Here is a 16889-nt window from a genome sequence, read left to right on the forward strand (position 1 = left end):
TGCTCAATGTGATTGAAGGCCTTTTTACAAAGATGACAAAACAAGTGTTTCGCCAATTTTGTATTAAGTTCAAGGGAGATTTTAGGCAATGTCTCTTGCTGTGTCTATGGGGATTTAACGAAAATACTGTAACCTTTCGCTGGAAGTACGGGTTAGAAGGATGACAGTTATTTACATGTTATTTTAGAATTTATTTTCCAGTTAGTTCATTTAGAGTCAACACATTAATGAGGGAGACTCAAGTTATATGAGACATTTAAGTGGAAGCGAATCTGTATTTCCGTTAACGCACGCGCAGAAGAGGGTTTGGATGATGGAGCAGCATTATCCTGATACTTCGCTCAATAATTTGACGCTGTATTTTGTCTTTAGAGGAGAAGTGAATTTAGAGTGGATTGAATCAGCCATCCAATCTAATCTCAGCAAACATGTGGGTTTAGGATTACGATTCTTACGTACACAAGATGGTGAACCATATCAATATCTTGTGCCTTACCGCAAAACCCCATTGCCGCTAATAGATTTTAGTACTTCTAATAATCCCAAAGAGGCATTTAAACATTGGGCGCAACAACAAGCGGCTATCCCCTATCAATTAGAAAATAGCTCTTTAAATTACTTTGCCCTGTTCAAAATCAGTGATGATGAATGTGGGTATTTTCTCAAGGTACATCATATCATTGCGGACGGATGGTCAGGGTACGTATGGCATCGAGACGTACTTGAGATTTATGAAAAACTAGCGAAAGGCGAAGAACATCTAGTAGGGGGTTCTAGTAATTTTTTAGATTTTGCAGACAGTGAAAAAAAATATTTAGAGTCTAATCGGTACATAAAAGACAAGCGATTTTGGTTAAGTCATTATCAAGATTTTGAGTCCCCTACGATCATGGGAACTTCTAAAGTTGTTGCTGGCGACACGGTTGGAACACGGAAATCATTCCCACTGAGCAAAGAACTTTCTGATCGGATTAGAGAAAGACTTAACGAGAACGGTATTTCACTAAATGCTTGGTTTGTCTCGTTAATGCTTGTCTATTTGCATCGAACTACGGGGCAAAACGATTTAGTAATTGGGACTCCAGTTTCCAATCGTTCTGGATCGAAAGAAAAATCCGCAATTGGTATGTTTGCAAGTACGATGCCACTTCGGATTCAAATAAATACTATGCAAAGCTTCGACTCGTTTGCCCGAGAAGTACAGCGGGAGCTGGTGTCATGTTACTTTCATCAAAAATATCCTTACGAAAATTTAGTACAAGAATTAGATTTACGGAAAAGGGGAGTAGATCAGTTATTTTCTGTTGTTGTAAATAATTATGGCACAAGACTTGTCACTGACTTAGAAAGTTTAACTGTAGAAGCAACCGAGGTCTATAGTGGACATCAATATTTCCCTTTCCAGTTTATTATTAGAGACTGGTCCTTGAATGGCGAATTCGAATTGGATTTTGATTATAAAGCCAACCATACGGATGAGATTGTAGAGCACATTTATCACTCCTTTTCTGTAATGCTTCAGGATATTGTTCAAGAACCTAGTCTGAAAATTCAAGATATCTGTCTATTAGATGAAAAGAGTATCGAACAACTTACAGTTGACTTCAACGACACGGCGGCAGACTATCCGCGGGAAGCGACGATTCATGGGCTGTTCGAGGTGCAGGTCGAGAAGACTCCGAACGCGGTGGCGGTTGTGTATGAAGACCAAAAGTTGACCTATGCGGAGCTGAACGGACAGGCGAATCAGTTGGCTTGGAAGCTGCGCGAGCAGGGTGTGGGGTCAGAAACGATAGTAGCTATAATGGCTGAACGGTCTTTAGAACTGATAGTTGGAATCCTGGGTATTTTAAAAGCCGGCGGGGCGTACTTACCAATCGATCCCGCACTGCCAATCGAGCGGATCCGATATATGATTGGGGATAGTGGTGCGAAATTGCTTGTAACGACAACCTGTTCGAAGGGACAAGTGCCGATTAACATCGGAACAGTGGATCTTGGAGATCTGGGAACCGATCCAAGGAACTTTGCGAATCAAACGGACGTTCAGCGCTCCGACAATTTGGCTTATGTGATTTATACGTCTGGATCGACAGGCAGACCGAAAGGGGTAATGGTAGAACATCGAAGCGTCGTTAGACTGGTTCGGAATACCAATTACATTGATTTTTCGGAAGAACATCGCATTTTGCAAACGGGTTCTATCGTATTTGATGCCTCAACATTCGAGATATGGGGGGCTTTATTAAACGGGCATTCGATTCATATGGCCGCTTGGGATACGATATTGGATCCGTCCGCATTGATTGAGTGTGTCAAAAGAGATCGAATTACAACTATGTTTCTCACTACGGCGCTATTTAATCAGTTGGATCAGTATGAAACAGGAGCGTTTGCTTCACTGCGATATTTGCTGACGGGTGGCGAGACTCATTCCCCCACCCATATCCGAAGTATGTGCCATAAGTATCCAAACATAAAAATTGTAAACGTATACGGTCCGACAGAAAATACAACTTTTTCAATGTATTATCCAATTGTGCAGGTCAAGCAAAATAACATTCCAATAGGTAAACCAATCTCTAATACAACGGCCTATATATTGAATCATCAGGGGAATTTACAGCCGATAGGTGTTAAGGGAGAGCTTTGCTTAGGTGGAGATGGGTTGGCGCGCGGTTATTTAAATCTTTCAGAATTAACGGAGGAGAAGTTTGTTGAGAATCCGTATGTACCTGGCGAGCGAATATACCGGACTGGGGATTTGGCGAGATGGCTGCCGGACGGAAACATTGAATTTTTAGGCCGAATCGATCATCAGGTGAAAATTCGCGGCTATCGGATTGAGTGTGGGGAGATCGAAGCTATTTTGACGGCACATGAATCGGTTCGTGAAGCAGTCGTGATCCCACGAGAGGATTCACATAGACAAACGTACTTGTGCGCGTATATCGTGAGCAGTGAAGCGCTTTCGGTTCCGGAGCTACGTGCACATCTGGCCGTACAGCTGCCGGACTACATGATCCCACCCTATTTCGTAGTGCTCGAGAAACTACCGCTTACAGTAAACGGTAAGCTGGATCGCAAAGCGCTACCTATGCCGGATCGGGATACTGGTTTGCAAGGGTACGAAGCCCCGCGGACAACGGAAGAAGCCTTGATGGCATCGGTTTGGCAAGATGTTCTGAACGTCAAACGGATTGGCGTTCAGGATTCCTTCTTCGAGCTGGGTGGAGATTCGATCAAGGCCGTTCAGATTGCCGCACGGCTGCGGCAACATCAGTTGCAATTGGCGATCCGTGATCTGTTCCGTTATCCGACGATCATGAAGCTGAGCCCGCATGTGCAGACGCTGGCACGGCAAATCGATCAGCATCCGGTAGAAGGCGAAGTACCGCTAACTCCGATCCAGCATTGGTTGTTCGAACAGTCGTCACCGCTACCGCATCATTATAACCAGGCGGTCATGCTGCATCGTCGGGACGGATTCGACGAAAGCGTCCTGCAGCGCGTGTTTGAACGGATCGTAGCGCATCATGATGCGCTACGGATGAGCTATCGGATAGAAGAACAGGGTCTCGTACAGTGGAACGGCGGGCTTGTCAAGTCAAATTTTGGCATGGACGTGATCGACTTACGCGGCGAATCAGCCGTGGAAGAGCGGATCGCGGCGGAAGCCTATCGCCTGCAGCGGGGGCTGCACCTGCAGCAGGGGCCACTGCTGCGTCTTGGGCTGATGAAGACCGCCGAGGGCGATCACCTGCTGATCGTCATCCACCATTTAGTAGTGGACGGAGTGTCATGGCGCATCCTGTTCGAAGATTTGCAGACCGGCTATGAGCAGGCGCAGCGAGGCGAAATGATCCGCTTCCCGGAGAAGACGGACGCGTTCCAGACTTGGTCGAAGGCGCTGGCGCGCTATGCGGACAGCGAGGAGCAGCTGCGGGAAATCGCATATTGGAAGTGGATCGAGCAGACAGCGGTTACGGCATTGCCGATAGACGAAGGGGTCGGGGAAGCCGATGAAACCGGCGGAGCGGTGACGATCAAGCTGTCGCGGGAAGAGACGACGCAGCTATTGAACCAGGCCAACCGGGCGTACTATACGGAAATCAACGATATCCTGCTGACGGGGTTAGGCCTTGCACTACAGGAATGGACCGGCGAGCGTCGGTTTATCGTGGATCTGGAAGGACATGGCCGGGAAGATATCGGGGAACCGGTGGATGTCAGCCGCACGGTCGGCTGGTTTACGACGATCGTGCCGACGCTGCTTGATCTGAGCGCGTCCGGGGATCTGACCGACAGTATTAAGACGGTGAAAGAAGAGCTTCGTAGCGTTCCGAAAAAAGGACTAGGGTATGGATTGCTGAAATATTTGACGGCAGCGGAGCACAAGCAGGAGTTGAAGTTCGACCTTCGTCCGGAGATCTGCTTCAACTACTTGGGACAGTTCGACCGGGATGTGTCCACCAGCGTATTTGAATCGTCGTCGTACGGGACTGGTCGTAGTATCGACCCGAACCGTCCAAGAGATTACAAGCTGAGCGTGAACGGAATGGTGATCGGCGGGGAGCTCGTTTTAACATGTGACTATGCGTCGGAGGTGTACCGGAAGGAAACGGTAGAACACTGGATGGCACGTTATACAGAAGCGCTTCGCAGACTGATTGCTCACTGTATCGGACAGGCGTACAGCGAAAAGACCGTGAGCGATTTCCGTTTGGTAGATTTGGAGCCGCAGGAAGCGAGCTGTTTGCAGCAAGCCTACGGCTACAAGGTGCAAGACATCTATCCATTATCTCCAATGCAGGAAGGCATGCTGTTTCACGCCCAGCTTGACCCGGATGCGACGGCCTATTTCGAGCAGTTTACGTTCCGGATCGAAGGGACGCTCGACGCTACGATATTCGAGGAGAGCTTGCGGCGTTTAACGGCACGGCATGAAATGCTGCGCACGGCATTCGTGAGCGAACAGGTAAGGCGGCCGATGCAGCTTGTGTTGCAGGAGCGGCCAGTCGATCTGCGCGTAAGGGATCAGGGAGATCTTGAACATATCAAGCGAGAAGACCAGCAAAGCGGCTTCGACCTGAGTGAAGATGCACTGATGCGCGTGACGATCGTCAATGGGCAGGACAGATGTCAGCATGTGATCTGGAGCTTCCATCACATCCTCATGGACGGCTGGTGTACGAGCATTCTGATGCAGGAACTCCTGGCGATTTATCGCGGGTTGCAGACAAATCGGCCGATTGAGTTGGAGCCAGTGAATCCATTTAGCCGTTACATGGCATGGCTGAACAAGCAAGACCGGGAAGCGGCGCGCCAGTATTGGAGCCAGTACTTGGCGAACTACGAGCAACAGGCGAGTGTGCCGAGAAGCGCGGGGATAGAAGAGCATGGGGGATTCGAGCAGCGGGAGTACGCGTTCCATCTGGATCGAGGGATGACCCGGCAGTTGGAGCAGTTGGCGCGCCAGACGCAGGTGACGCTGAATACAGTGATTCAAACAATTTGGGGGCTGCTGCTGCAAAAGTATAACCAAAGCGAGGATGTGATATTCGGAGCGGTCGTATCGGGCAGACCATCGGAGGTAGCGGGTATTGAGCGGATGATCGGTCTGTTTATCAATACGACGCCGGTTCGGATTAACTGTACGGAGGACCAGCGTGTAACGGCGCTACTGCAGCAGGTGCAGGATGCGGCTTTGGCATCGGAATCACACAGCCATTATCCATTGTACGAGATTCAAGGGCTGAGCCCACTGAAGACGGGTTTGATCGACCATATTTTGGTGTTCGAGAACTACCCGATTGCCGAAGCGATTGGGCAAGTGGACGAGACAGTGTTTGGGATCCGCGATGTAGAAGTATACGAGCAAACGAACTATGACCTAACAGTAGTGCTAGTTCCTGGCGAAGCGTTGTCGATGACATTCCGCTATAACGCCAAGGTATACGACCCGGTATTCATCCAGCGCATGGAGGGGCATATCAAAGAGATTGCGCAGCAAATTCTGGAGGACGCGCAGCGGCCGATTGCTTCGATATCGCTCGTTACGGCAGAGGAGAAGCAGTTGCTGCTCTACGCGTTTAACGACACGGCGGCAGCGTATCCAAGGGAAGCGACGATCCATGGGCTGTTCGAGGCCCAAGTTGAGAAGACACCGAACGCGGTGGCGGTCGTGTACGAGGATAAGCAACTGACTTATGCGGAGCTGAATGCGCGGGCGAATCAGCTGGCTTGGACGCTGCGTGAGCAGGGTGTGGGACCGGATCGCATCGTAGCGGTCCTGATAGATCGCTCTGTGGAGATGATCGTCGGGGTACTGGGTATCCTGAAAGCCGGCGGGGCGTACTTGCCGATCGATCCAGATTATCCGGCCGAGCGAATTGCCTATACGCTGGCAGACAGCGGGGCGGAGTGGCTGGTAACGACCCGTGACGTCGAGTTTCGGATGCCATCGCTTGCGTTTACGGGATGCCGGGTATATGTCGACGAAACAGCACAGGCACAAGCAGAGAACCCGCCGCAGGGGGCGAAGCCGGCGGATTTGGCGTACGTGATCTATACCTCGGGGACGACCGGAAAGCCGAAAGGAACGATGATCGCACACCGGAATGTTGTGCGGCTGTTGTTCAACGACCGCTTGGCGTTCGATTTCAACGAACGAGATGTGTGGACATTATTTCACTCGTATTGCTTCGACTTCTCGGTATGGGAAATGTACGGAGCGCTGCTCTACGGAGGCAAGCTGGTCGTCGTGCCGATGATGACGGCGAGGGATCCGGAGCAGATGGTGTGGCTGCTGCGGCAAGAGCGGGTGACGGTGTTGAACCAGACACCGAGTGCGTTTTATGCGTTGTCACAACGGGAAATGCAGGAACCGGACGCGACACTGAGCGTACGAGTCGTCATTTTTGGCGGAGAAGCGCTGGTGCCGGGTCGATTACGGGAATGGAGCCGGAAGTATCCGAATACGGATTTGATCAACATGTACGGGATCACGGAAACGACGGTGCATGTGACGTACAAAAAGCTTGGAGAGGCGGAGATCGCAAGCGGCATCAGCAACATCGGCAAGCCGATTCCGACGCTGCGAACCTATATTCTCAACGAATGGCAGCAGCTGCAGCCGATTGGGGCTGCGGGCGAGTTGTACGTAAGTGGTGACGGTGTGGCGTACGGTTACCTAAATCGGCCAGAGCTGACGGCAGAGAAGTTCGTGGATAACCCTTTTGAGTCAGGTATGCGGATGTACCGAACCGGGGATTCGGCGAGATGGTTACCAGACGGCAACCTCGAATACTTGGGCCGGATTGACCACCAGGTGAAAATTCGCGGCTACCGGATCGAGTGCGGAGAGATCGAGGCGCGGCTCATGGCGCATGCTGACATCCGCGAAGCGGTAGTCATTGCCCGGGAAGAGGAGCAAGGGCAGGCGTACTTGTGCGCGTATATCGTGATCGGTGAAGCTATTCCCGTTCCGGAGCTACGTGCGCATCTGACCGTACATCTGCCGAACTACATGATCCCGCCTTATTTCGTAGTACTCGAGAAACTACCGCTTACAGTAAACGGTAAGCTGGATCGCAAAGCGTTGCCTGCGCCGGATCGGGATACTGGTTTGCAAGGGTACGAAGCCCCGCGGACAACCGAAGAAGCCTTGATGGCATCGGTTTGGCAAGATGTACTAAACGTCAACCGGATTGGCGTTCAAGATTCCTTCTTCGAGCTGGGCGGGGATTCGATCAAGGCAGTTCAGATTGCCGCACGACTGCGACAACATCAGCTGCAATTGGCGATCCGTGATCTGTTCCGTTATCCGACGATCCTGGAGCTGAGCCCGCATGTGCAGACGCTTGCGCGGCAGATCGATCAGCGTCCGGTAGAAGGCAAAGTGCCTTTAACTCCAATCCAGCATCGGTTGTTCGAACAGTCGCTGCTACTACCCCATCATTATAACCAGGCGGTCATGCTGCATCGTCAGGATGAATTCGACGAAGGCGTCCTGCGGCGCGTGTTTGAACGGATCGTAGCGCATCATGATGCGCTGCGGATGAGTTATCGAATAGAAGGACAGGACATCATACAGAGGAACGGTGGACTTGCCGAGGCAAGATTCGGCATGGACGTGATCGACTTACGAGGTGAACCGGCCGTGGAAGAGCGGATCGCAGCGGAAGCCGACCGCCTTCAGCGGGGGCTGCACCTGGAGCAGGGGCCACTGCTGCGTCTTGGGCTGATGAAGACCGGCGAGGGCGATCACCTGCTGATCGTCATCCACCATTTAGTAGTGGACGGGGTGTCATGGCGCATCCTGTTCGAAGATTTGCAGACCGGCTATGAGCAGGCGCAGCGAGGCGAAGTGATCCGCTTCCCGGAGAAGACGGACGCGTTCCAGACTTGGTCGAAGGCGCTGGCGCGCTATGCGGACAGCGAGGAGCTGCTGCGGGAAATCGCATATTGGAAGCGGATTGAGCAGACAGCGGTTGCGGTGCTGCCGACGGACGAAGGGTCTGGGGAAGAGTATCGAACGGGCGGAGCGGTAACGATCAAGCTTTCTCGGGAAGAGACAACGCAGCTATTGAACCAGGCCAACCGGGCGTACTATACGGAAATCAACGATATCCTGCTGACGGGGTTAGGCCTTGCACTACAGGAATGGACCGGCGAGCGTCGGTTTATCGTGGACCTGGAAGGACATGGCCGGGAAGAGATCGGGGAACTTGTGGATGTCAGCCGCACGGTCGGCTGGTTTACGACGATCGTGCCGACGCTGCTTGATCTGAGCGCGTCCGGGGATCTGACTGAGAGCATAAAGGCGGTGAAAGAAGAGCTTCGAAGTGTTCCGAACAAAGGACTCGGGTATGGCGTGCTGAAATATTTGACGGCAGCGGAGCACAAGCAGGAGTTGAAGTTCGACCTTCGCCCGGAGATCTGCTTCAATTACTTGGGACAGTTCGACCGGGATGTATCCACCAGCGTATTTGAATCGTCGTCGTACGGGACTGGTCGCAGCATCGACCCGAACCATTCAAGAGACTACAAGCTGAACGTAAACGGGATGGTGATCGGCGGGGAACTTGTGTTTACATGTGACTATGCGGCGGAGGTATACCAGAAGGAAACGGTGGAACGCTGGATGACGCGTTATGCGAAGGCGCTTCGCAGGCTGATTACTCACTGTATCAAGCAGACGCACAGTGAAAAGACCGCGAGCGACTTCCGTTTGGCGAATTTGGAGCCGCAGGAAGCGAACTGCTTGCAGCAGGCCTACGGCTACAAGGTGCAAGACATCTATCCGCTTTCACCAATGCAGGAAGGTATGCTGTTTCACGCCCAACTTGACCCGGATACGACGGCCTATTTCGAGCAGTTTACGTTCCGGATCGAAGGGACGCTCGACGCTACGATATTCGAGGAGAGCTTGCGGCGTTTAACGGCACGGCATGAAATGCTGCGGACAGCATTCGTGAGCGAACAGGTAAGGCGGCCGATGCAGCTTGTGTTGCAGGAGCGGCCAGTCGATCTGCGCGTAAGAGATCAGGGAGATCTTGAACATATCAAGCGAGAAGACCGGCAAAGCGTCTTCGATCTGAGTGAAGATGCGCTGATGCGCGTGACGATCGTCAATGGGGAGGACAGATGTCAGCATGTGATCTGGAGCTTCCATCACATCCTTATGGACGGTTGGTGTACGAGCATTCTGATGCAGGAACTCCTGGCGATTTATCGCGGGCTGCAGACGAATCGGCCGATTGAGTTGGAGCCAGTGAATCCATTTAGCCGATACATGGCATGGCTGAACAAGCAAGACCGGGAAGCGGCGCGCCAGTATTGGAGCCAGTACTTGGCGAACTACGAGCAACAGGCGAGTGTGCCAAGAAGCGCGGGGAAAGTAGGGCATGCGGGATTCGAGCAGCGGGAGTACGCGTTCCATCTGGATCGAGGGATGACCCGGCAGTTGGAGCAGTTGGCGCGCCAGACGCAGGTGACGCTGAATACAGTGATTCAAACAATTTGGGGGCTGCTGCTGCAAAAGTATAACCAAAGCGAGGATGTGATATTCGGAGCGGTCGTATCGGGCAGACCATCGGAGGTAGCGGGTATTGAGCGGATGATCGGTCTGTTTATCAATACGACGCCGGTTCGGATTAACTGTACGCCGGACCAGCGCGTAACGGCACTGCTGCAGCAGGTGCAGGATGCGGCTTTGGCATCGGAATCGCACAGCCATTATCCATTGTACGAGATTCAAGGGCTGAGCCCACTGAAGACGGGTTTGATCGACCATATTTTGGTGTTCGAGAACTACCCGATTGCCGAAGCGATTGGGCAAGTGGACGAGACGGATGAAGCAGCGTTTGCGATCCGTGACTTAGATGTATTTGAGCAGGCGAACTATGACCTAACAGCCGTGCTAGTTCCTGGCGAATCGTTGTGGATGGCATTCCGATATAACACCAAGGTCTATGATTCGGCATTCATCCAGCGCATGGAGGGGCATATCAAAGAAATTGCGCAGCAAATTTTGGAGGACAAGCAGCGGTCGGTTGCATCGATATCGCTCGTTACGCCGGAGGAGAAGCAACTGCTGCACGCGTTCAATGACACGGCGGCGGACTATCCACGGGAAGCGACGATCCATGAGCTGTTCGAGGCGCAAGTCGAAAAGACGCCGAATGCAGTGGCGGTTATATGCGGCTACAAGCAATTGACATATGCGGAGCTGAATGCGCGGGCCAATCAGCTGGCTTGGACGCTGCATGACAAAGGTGTTCAAGCGGATACGGTTATCGGAATTGCTGCTGAGCGTTCATTGGAAATGATCATTGGCCTATTGGCGATATTGAAGGCCGGCGGTGCATATTTGCCAATCGATCCGATTTTGCCGTTTGAACGCATTCGGTCCATGCTTAAGGACAGCGGCGCAAGTGTACTGCTGCGTCATCACGGTTCAGAAACGTATGCGTTTCAAGGATGCATTCTGGATTTTGAGGATACCGAAATCGGAGATCGGCTTGAAACGAACCCTGCCATTACAGTGATGCCACACCATTTGGCTTATGTGCTTTACACATCGGGGACGACCGGCCAGCCCAAAGGCGTAATGATCGAGCATCGCTCCGCCGTCAATTTTCTGTTTGGCATGACAACGAGAATTGCGTTCGTGCCGACCAAATCGATTCTATTCGCGGCCACGTTGTCTTTCGACATCTCGGTTGTTGAAACGTTACTGGCGTTAACCCGGGGCATGCGCATCATTGTCGCGACCAAGGATCAGCAGAGGGATCCGCAGCAATTAACGGAACTGATTAAGCGACATCGGATCGCCATGCTGCAGGCCACACCATCTAGACTTCATACGCTATTGGCTGTTGGTTCCGATTCTTGGTTGGAGAGCGTGAGCGACATTATGGTTGGCGGAGAAGCGCTGACAGAGGATCTACTGAATCAATTGCAATCACGGTCTTCTGCGGCGATATATAACATGTATGGGCCGACAGAAACGACGGTCTGGTCGATGCTGCGAGACGTCACCGCAGATAAAACAGTGACGATCGGAAGTCCCAACGCCAATATGCGGTTCTACGTCGTAGATCCAAACGGCCAATTGCAACCCATTGGCGTAGCGGGAGAGCTTTGTATAGCAGGCGATGGCGTGGGACGCGGTTATATTAATCAGCCTGAACTGACTACGGAAAAATATGTAGATAACCCGTTCGATCCGGGTACGCTGATGTATCGGACTGGGGATTTGGCAAGGTGGCAGCCGGATGGCAACCTTATCTATATGGGTCGAATGGATCATCAAGTCAAGATCCGTGGGTATCGCATCGAATGTGGGGAGATTGAAGTTTGTCTGAAAGAGCATGAATACATCCGCCAAGCGGTCGTATTGTCTCGGAATGATGAGCAAGGGCATGCGTATCTATGCGCTTATCTGGTATGCAGCATGCCGCTGACAGCATCTCAAATACATGCTCACCTAGCTCGGTATTTGCCGGAGTATATGATCCCGTCCTATTTTGTTGAATTGGAGAACATTCCGCTGAACAACAACGGCAAGGTAGACCGTAAGGCGCTGCCTGCGCCGGATTTAAATGCAGGCATAGAAGCCTATGAAGCGCCGCGGGATGCGCTGGAGGCGCAATTGGCGGAGCTGTTCGCGGAGGTGCTGGGCACGGGCTCGTTCAGCATCGGCGACTCGTTTTTCGAGCGCGGTGGTCATTCGCTGAAGGCTGTGACGCTGGTGTCACGCATTCATCAGCAGCTGTCGGTGGAGTTGCCGCTGCGGGAGCTGTTCGCGCGACCGACGGTGAAGGCGTTGGCGGAATATGTGCGCAGCATGGATTATAGCAACTACGGCCGGATTGAGCCGGCAGAGCCACAGGCATCGTATGCGCTGTCGTCTGCGCAGCGGCGGTTGTATGTGCTGCATGAGCTGGAGCCGGAGAGCACGCGCTACAACATGCCGGGCGTCGTGGAACTGGTAGGGAAGGTGGACGCGGGTCGACTGGAGCAAGCGATTCGCTCGGTCATCACCCGTCACGAATCGCTGCGCACTTCGTTTACATGGATAGACGGTGAACCGAGACAACAGATACACGAAGACGTGTCGTTGGAATGGGTTTACCAAGATACAGATGAAGCGCATGCGCGGGCGTTGACACGGAACTTCGTGCGTCCGTTCGCACTTGACCAAGCACCCCTGCTACGCGCCGAGCTGCTGCGTCTAGCGGAGGACCGTTATTGGCTGCTGTGGGACATGCATCATATTGTGTCGGACGGCGTATCGATGAACATCCTGCTGTCGGACTTCATGACGGCGTATGCCGGCGAGGAGCTGCCGCCGCTGCGGATTCAGTACAAGGACTATGCGGTCTGGCAGCAAGGCACGCTCGAGGTTGAGCGGATGGAAGCGCACGAGGCGTACTGGCTGTCCGCCTATGCGGAGGAAGCGCCTGTGCTGGAGTTGCCGACCGACCGAGTGCGTCCTGCGGTGCCAAGCAGCGAGGGCGGAAAGGTATACACCGAAGTGAGCACCAAGACTGCAGAGGCCCTTAAACGAATCGCAGCAGAGACCGGAGCGACGCTTTACATGGTGCTGCTTGCAGCCTATAACGTGTGGCTGCACAAGTACACGGGGCAGAGCGACATTGTGGTGGGTACGCCGGTGTCGGGGCGCACACATGCGGACACAGAGCCGATGATCGGGATGTTCGTGAACACGCTGGCGCTGCGTAACGCCCCGTCCGGGGAGAAGCGGTTTATTGACTTCGTGCACGAGGTGAAGGCGCGGACGCTGGCAGCGTTTGAACATCAGGACTATCCGTTCGAGGAACTGGTAGAGAAGCTGAATGTGCGCCGGGATAGGAGCCGCAACCCGCTGTTCGATACGATGCTGATATTGCAAAATATGGAGCAGACGCGCTTTGGTCTGGCGGACATTGAGGTTCGCCCGGTCGAACTGAACCATCTGACGACGAAGTTCGACTTAACCCTGAACGTCGTGGAACGGGAGCAAAGACTTCAGTTGTTGCTGGAATACAGCCGCACGCTGTTCAACGCGGAGACGGTCGAGCGGCGCCTGACGCACTTTGTACAGCTATTGTCCCAAATCGCAGGGCAGCCAGAAGCAATCATTGCTTCGATATCGCTCGTGACGGCGGAGGAGGAACAGTTATTGTTGCATGCATTCAACGATACAGCAGCGGACTATCCGCGAGAAGCGACGATCCATGGGCTGTTTGAGGCCCAAGTCGAGAAGACACCAAACGCAGTGGCGGTTGTGTACGAGAACCGGCACCTGACTTATGCGGAGCTGAATGCGCGGGCCAATCAGCTGGCTTGGACACTGCGCGAGCAGGGGGTGGGCCCGGATCGCATCGTGGCGGTCCTGATGGATCGCTCTGTGGAGATGATTGTCGGGGTGCTAGGTATCCTGAAAGCCGGCGGGGCATACGTGCCAATCGATTCATCGCTACCAGCTGAGCGTATCCGGTATATTCTTGAAGACAGTGGAGCGCGATGGTTAGCGACCCATTCTGGTACAACTAACATTTCCATTGATATCGATGTACTGGATCTAGAGAATGAAGCCCTTTATGTTCAATCTACTGCCAATTTGCCAATTAACAGCGTTTCTAGCCAGTTGGCATACGTCATTTATACATCGGGATCTACAGGAAGGCCAAAGGGAGTTATGGTCCCCCATCAGGGTATCGCAAGTTTAATTCTGTTGTATGCGAACGAAATGGAAATGGGTCTTGGAGATCGTATTGTACAGTTTGCTAGTTTTTCGTTTGATGCTTCCGTATCGGAAATTTGTATGGCTTTGCTTACAGGCGGGACACTGTGCATACCCAACCAGGAAGATATTTTGGATCCAAATTGTTTTGTTCAATGGATGAATGAATATAAGGCGACTATCGTTACGCTGCCGCCGCTGTATGCGAAGCATTTACAGCCCGAGCAATTGCCATCCTTGCGAATCCTTATTACTGCAGGCTCAGAAGCTCCACATGATTTGGTTAATCAATGGAGCAGACATGTTCAATATGTGAATGGATATGGTCCTACCGAATCAACGGTATGCGCTTCACTATGGCTAGCGCCTCCTCCTAAGGAGTGGAAAGAGATTCCAAGCATTATTCCGATTGGCAGCCCAATTCCGAATACAAGATTATTTATTGTAAACGAAAATATGCAATTGCAGCCGATCGGCCTCGCAGGTGAGCTGTGTATCGCAGGCGATGGTTTGGCACGTGGTTACCAGAACCGGCCGGAACTAACGGCAGAGAAGTTCGTAGACAACCCCTTTGAGCCGGGTACGAGGATGTATCGGACCGGGGATTTGGCGAAATGGCTGCCGGACGGCAACATCGAGTACTTGGGCCGGGTCGACCACCAGGTGAAGATTCGCGGTTACCGGATCGAATGCGGGGAGATCGAGGCGCGGCTCATGGCGCATGCAGACATCCGCGAAACGGTAGTCATTGCCCGTGAAGAAGAGCAAGGGCAGGCGTACTTGTGCGCGTATATCGTGAGCGGTGAAGCGATTTCTGTTCCGGAGCTACGTGCGCATTTGTCGGCACAGCTGCCAGACTACATGATCCCGTCGCACTTCGTGGAGCTGGAAAAGTTGCCACTGAACAGCAACGGCAAGGTAGACCGCAAGGCGTTGCCGGCACCAGATCGGGAGGCTTACACCGAAGCCTATGAAGCGCCGCGGGATGCGCTGGAGGCGCAATTGGCGGAGTTGTTCGCGGAGGTGCTGGGCGGGGATGCAATCGGCATCAATGACTCGTTCTTCGAGCGCGGTGGTCATTCGCTGAAGGCTGTGACGCTGGTGTCGCGTATCCATCAGCAGTTGTCGGTGGAGTTGCCACTCCGGGAGCTGTTCGCGCATCCGACGGTGAAGACGTTGGCGAAATCTGTACGTAGCGTAGATCAAAGCGACTACGGCCGAATCGAACCAGCGGCGCCGCAGGCTTCGTACGCGCTGTCGTCGTCGCAGCGGCGGTTGTATGTGCTGCATGAGCTGGAGCCGGAGAGCACGCGCTACAACATGCCAGGCGTCGTGGAACTAGTTGGGAAGGTGGATGCGGATCGGCTGGAACAAGCGATTCGCTCGGCCATCGCCCGTCACGAATCACTGCGCACCTCGTTTACATGGATAGACGGTGAACCGAGACAACAGGTGCACGAAGATGTGTCATTTGAATGGGTATACCGGGATACGGATGAATCGCGTGCGCGGGCGTTGACACGGAACTTCGTGCGTCCGTTCGCACTCGATCAGGCGCCGCTGCTGCGTGTTGAGTTGCTGCGTCTAGCGGAAGAACGCTATTGGCTGCTGTGGGACATGCATCATATTGTGTCGGACGGCGTATCCATGGACATTTTGGTGTCGGACTTCATGGCGGCGTATGCCGGCGCGGAGCTGCCGCCGCTGCGGATTCAGTACAAGGACTACGCGGTTTGGCAGCAAGGTACGCTCGGGGTCGAGCGGATGCAAGCGCACGAGGCGTACTGGCTGTCCACCTATGCGGAGGAAGCGCCAGTGCTAGAGCTGCCGACCGACCATACGCGTCCGGCGGTGCCAAGCAGCGAAGGCGGACGCGTTCATGCGGAGATTAGCGCGGACGTGGTCGAAGGGCTGAAGAAAGTCACAGCAGAAACGGGATCGACGCTGTACATGGTGCTACTTGCAGCCTATAATGTGTGGCTGCACAAGTACACGGGGCAGAGCGACATCGTAGTGGGCACGGCGGTGTCGGGGCGGACGCATGCGGACACGGAGCCGATGATTGGGATGTTCGTGAACACGCTGGCACTGCGTAACGCCCCATCCGGGGACAAGCGGTTTATCGACTTCGTGCATGAGGTGAAGGAGCGGACACTGGCGGCGTTTGAACACCAGGACTACCCATTCGAGGAACTGGTAGAGAAGCTGAACGTGCACCGTGATAGGAGCCGAAACCCACTGTTTGACACGATGCTGGTGCTGCAGAACATGGAGCAAACGCGCTTTAATCTGGCGAACGTTGACGTGCGTCCGGTCGAGCTGAGCCATCCGACGACGAAGCTAGACCTGACGCTGAACGTTATAGAGGCAGATCATGCAATCCAACTAGCAGTAGTATACAGTCGAGTATTGTTTGATGAAGAAACCATATGGAGATTGCTTACTGGTTTTTGTGAAGTAATCAAGTGTATTGCATCAGAGCCTACAGTAAAAATCGGCACGATCAAGACGGAGATATTAGAAAACGATTTTGAATTGTTTGGAGATATGGAGTTTGTGTAAATAAGGTGCATATTCTCCGAGAGAAATAATGACAGATTCATCTGTCATTATTTTCTCTTAACATTTAACTCAA

General features: G+C 52.9%; 1 protein-coding gene. It reads left to right on the plus strand.

The window, feature by feature from the left end:
- Positions 1-247 precede the first annotated feature (247 nt).
- Complete coding sequence (locus NST94_RS15110; protein WP_339281037.1) at positions 248-16816, plus strand: non-ribosomal peptide synthase/polyketide synthase; 16569 nt, start codon at positions 248-250, stop codon at positions 16814-16816.
- The last annotated feature ends 73 nt before the right edge of the window (positions 16817-16889 follow it).

Origin of the sequence: Paenibacillus sp. FSL H8-0282, assembly GCF_037963825.1 — a bacterium.
Lineage (GTDB): Bacteria > Bacillota > Bacilli > Paenibacillales > Paenibacillaceae > Paenibacillus_AQ > Paenibacillus_AQ odorifer.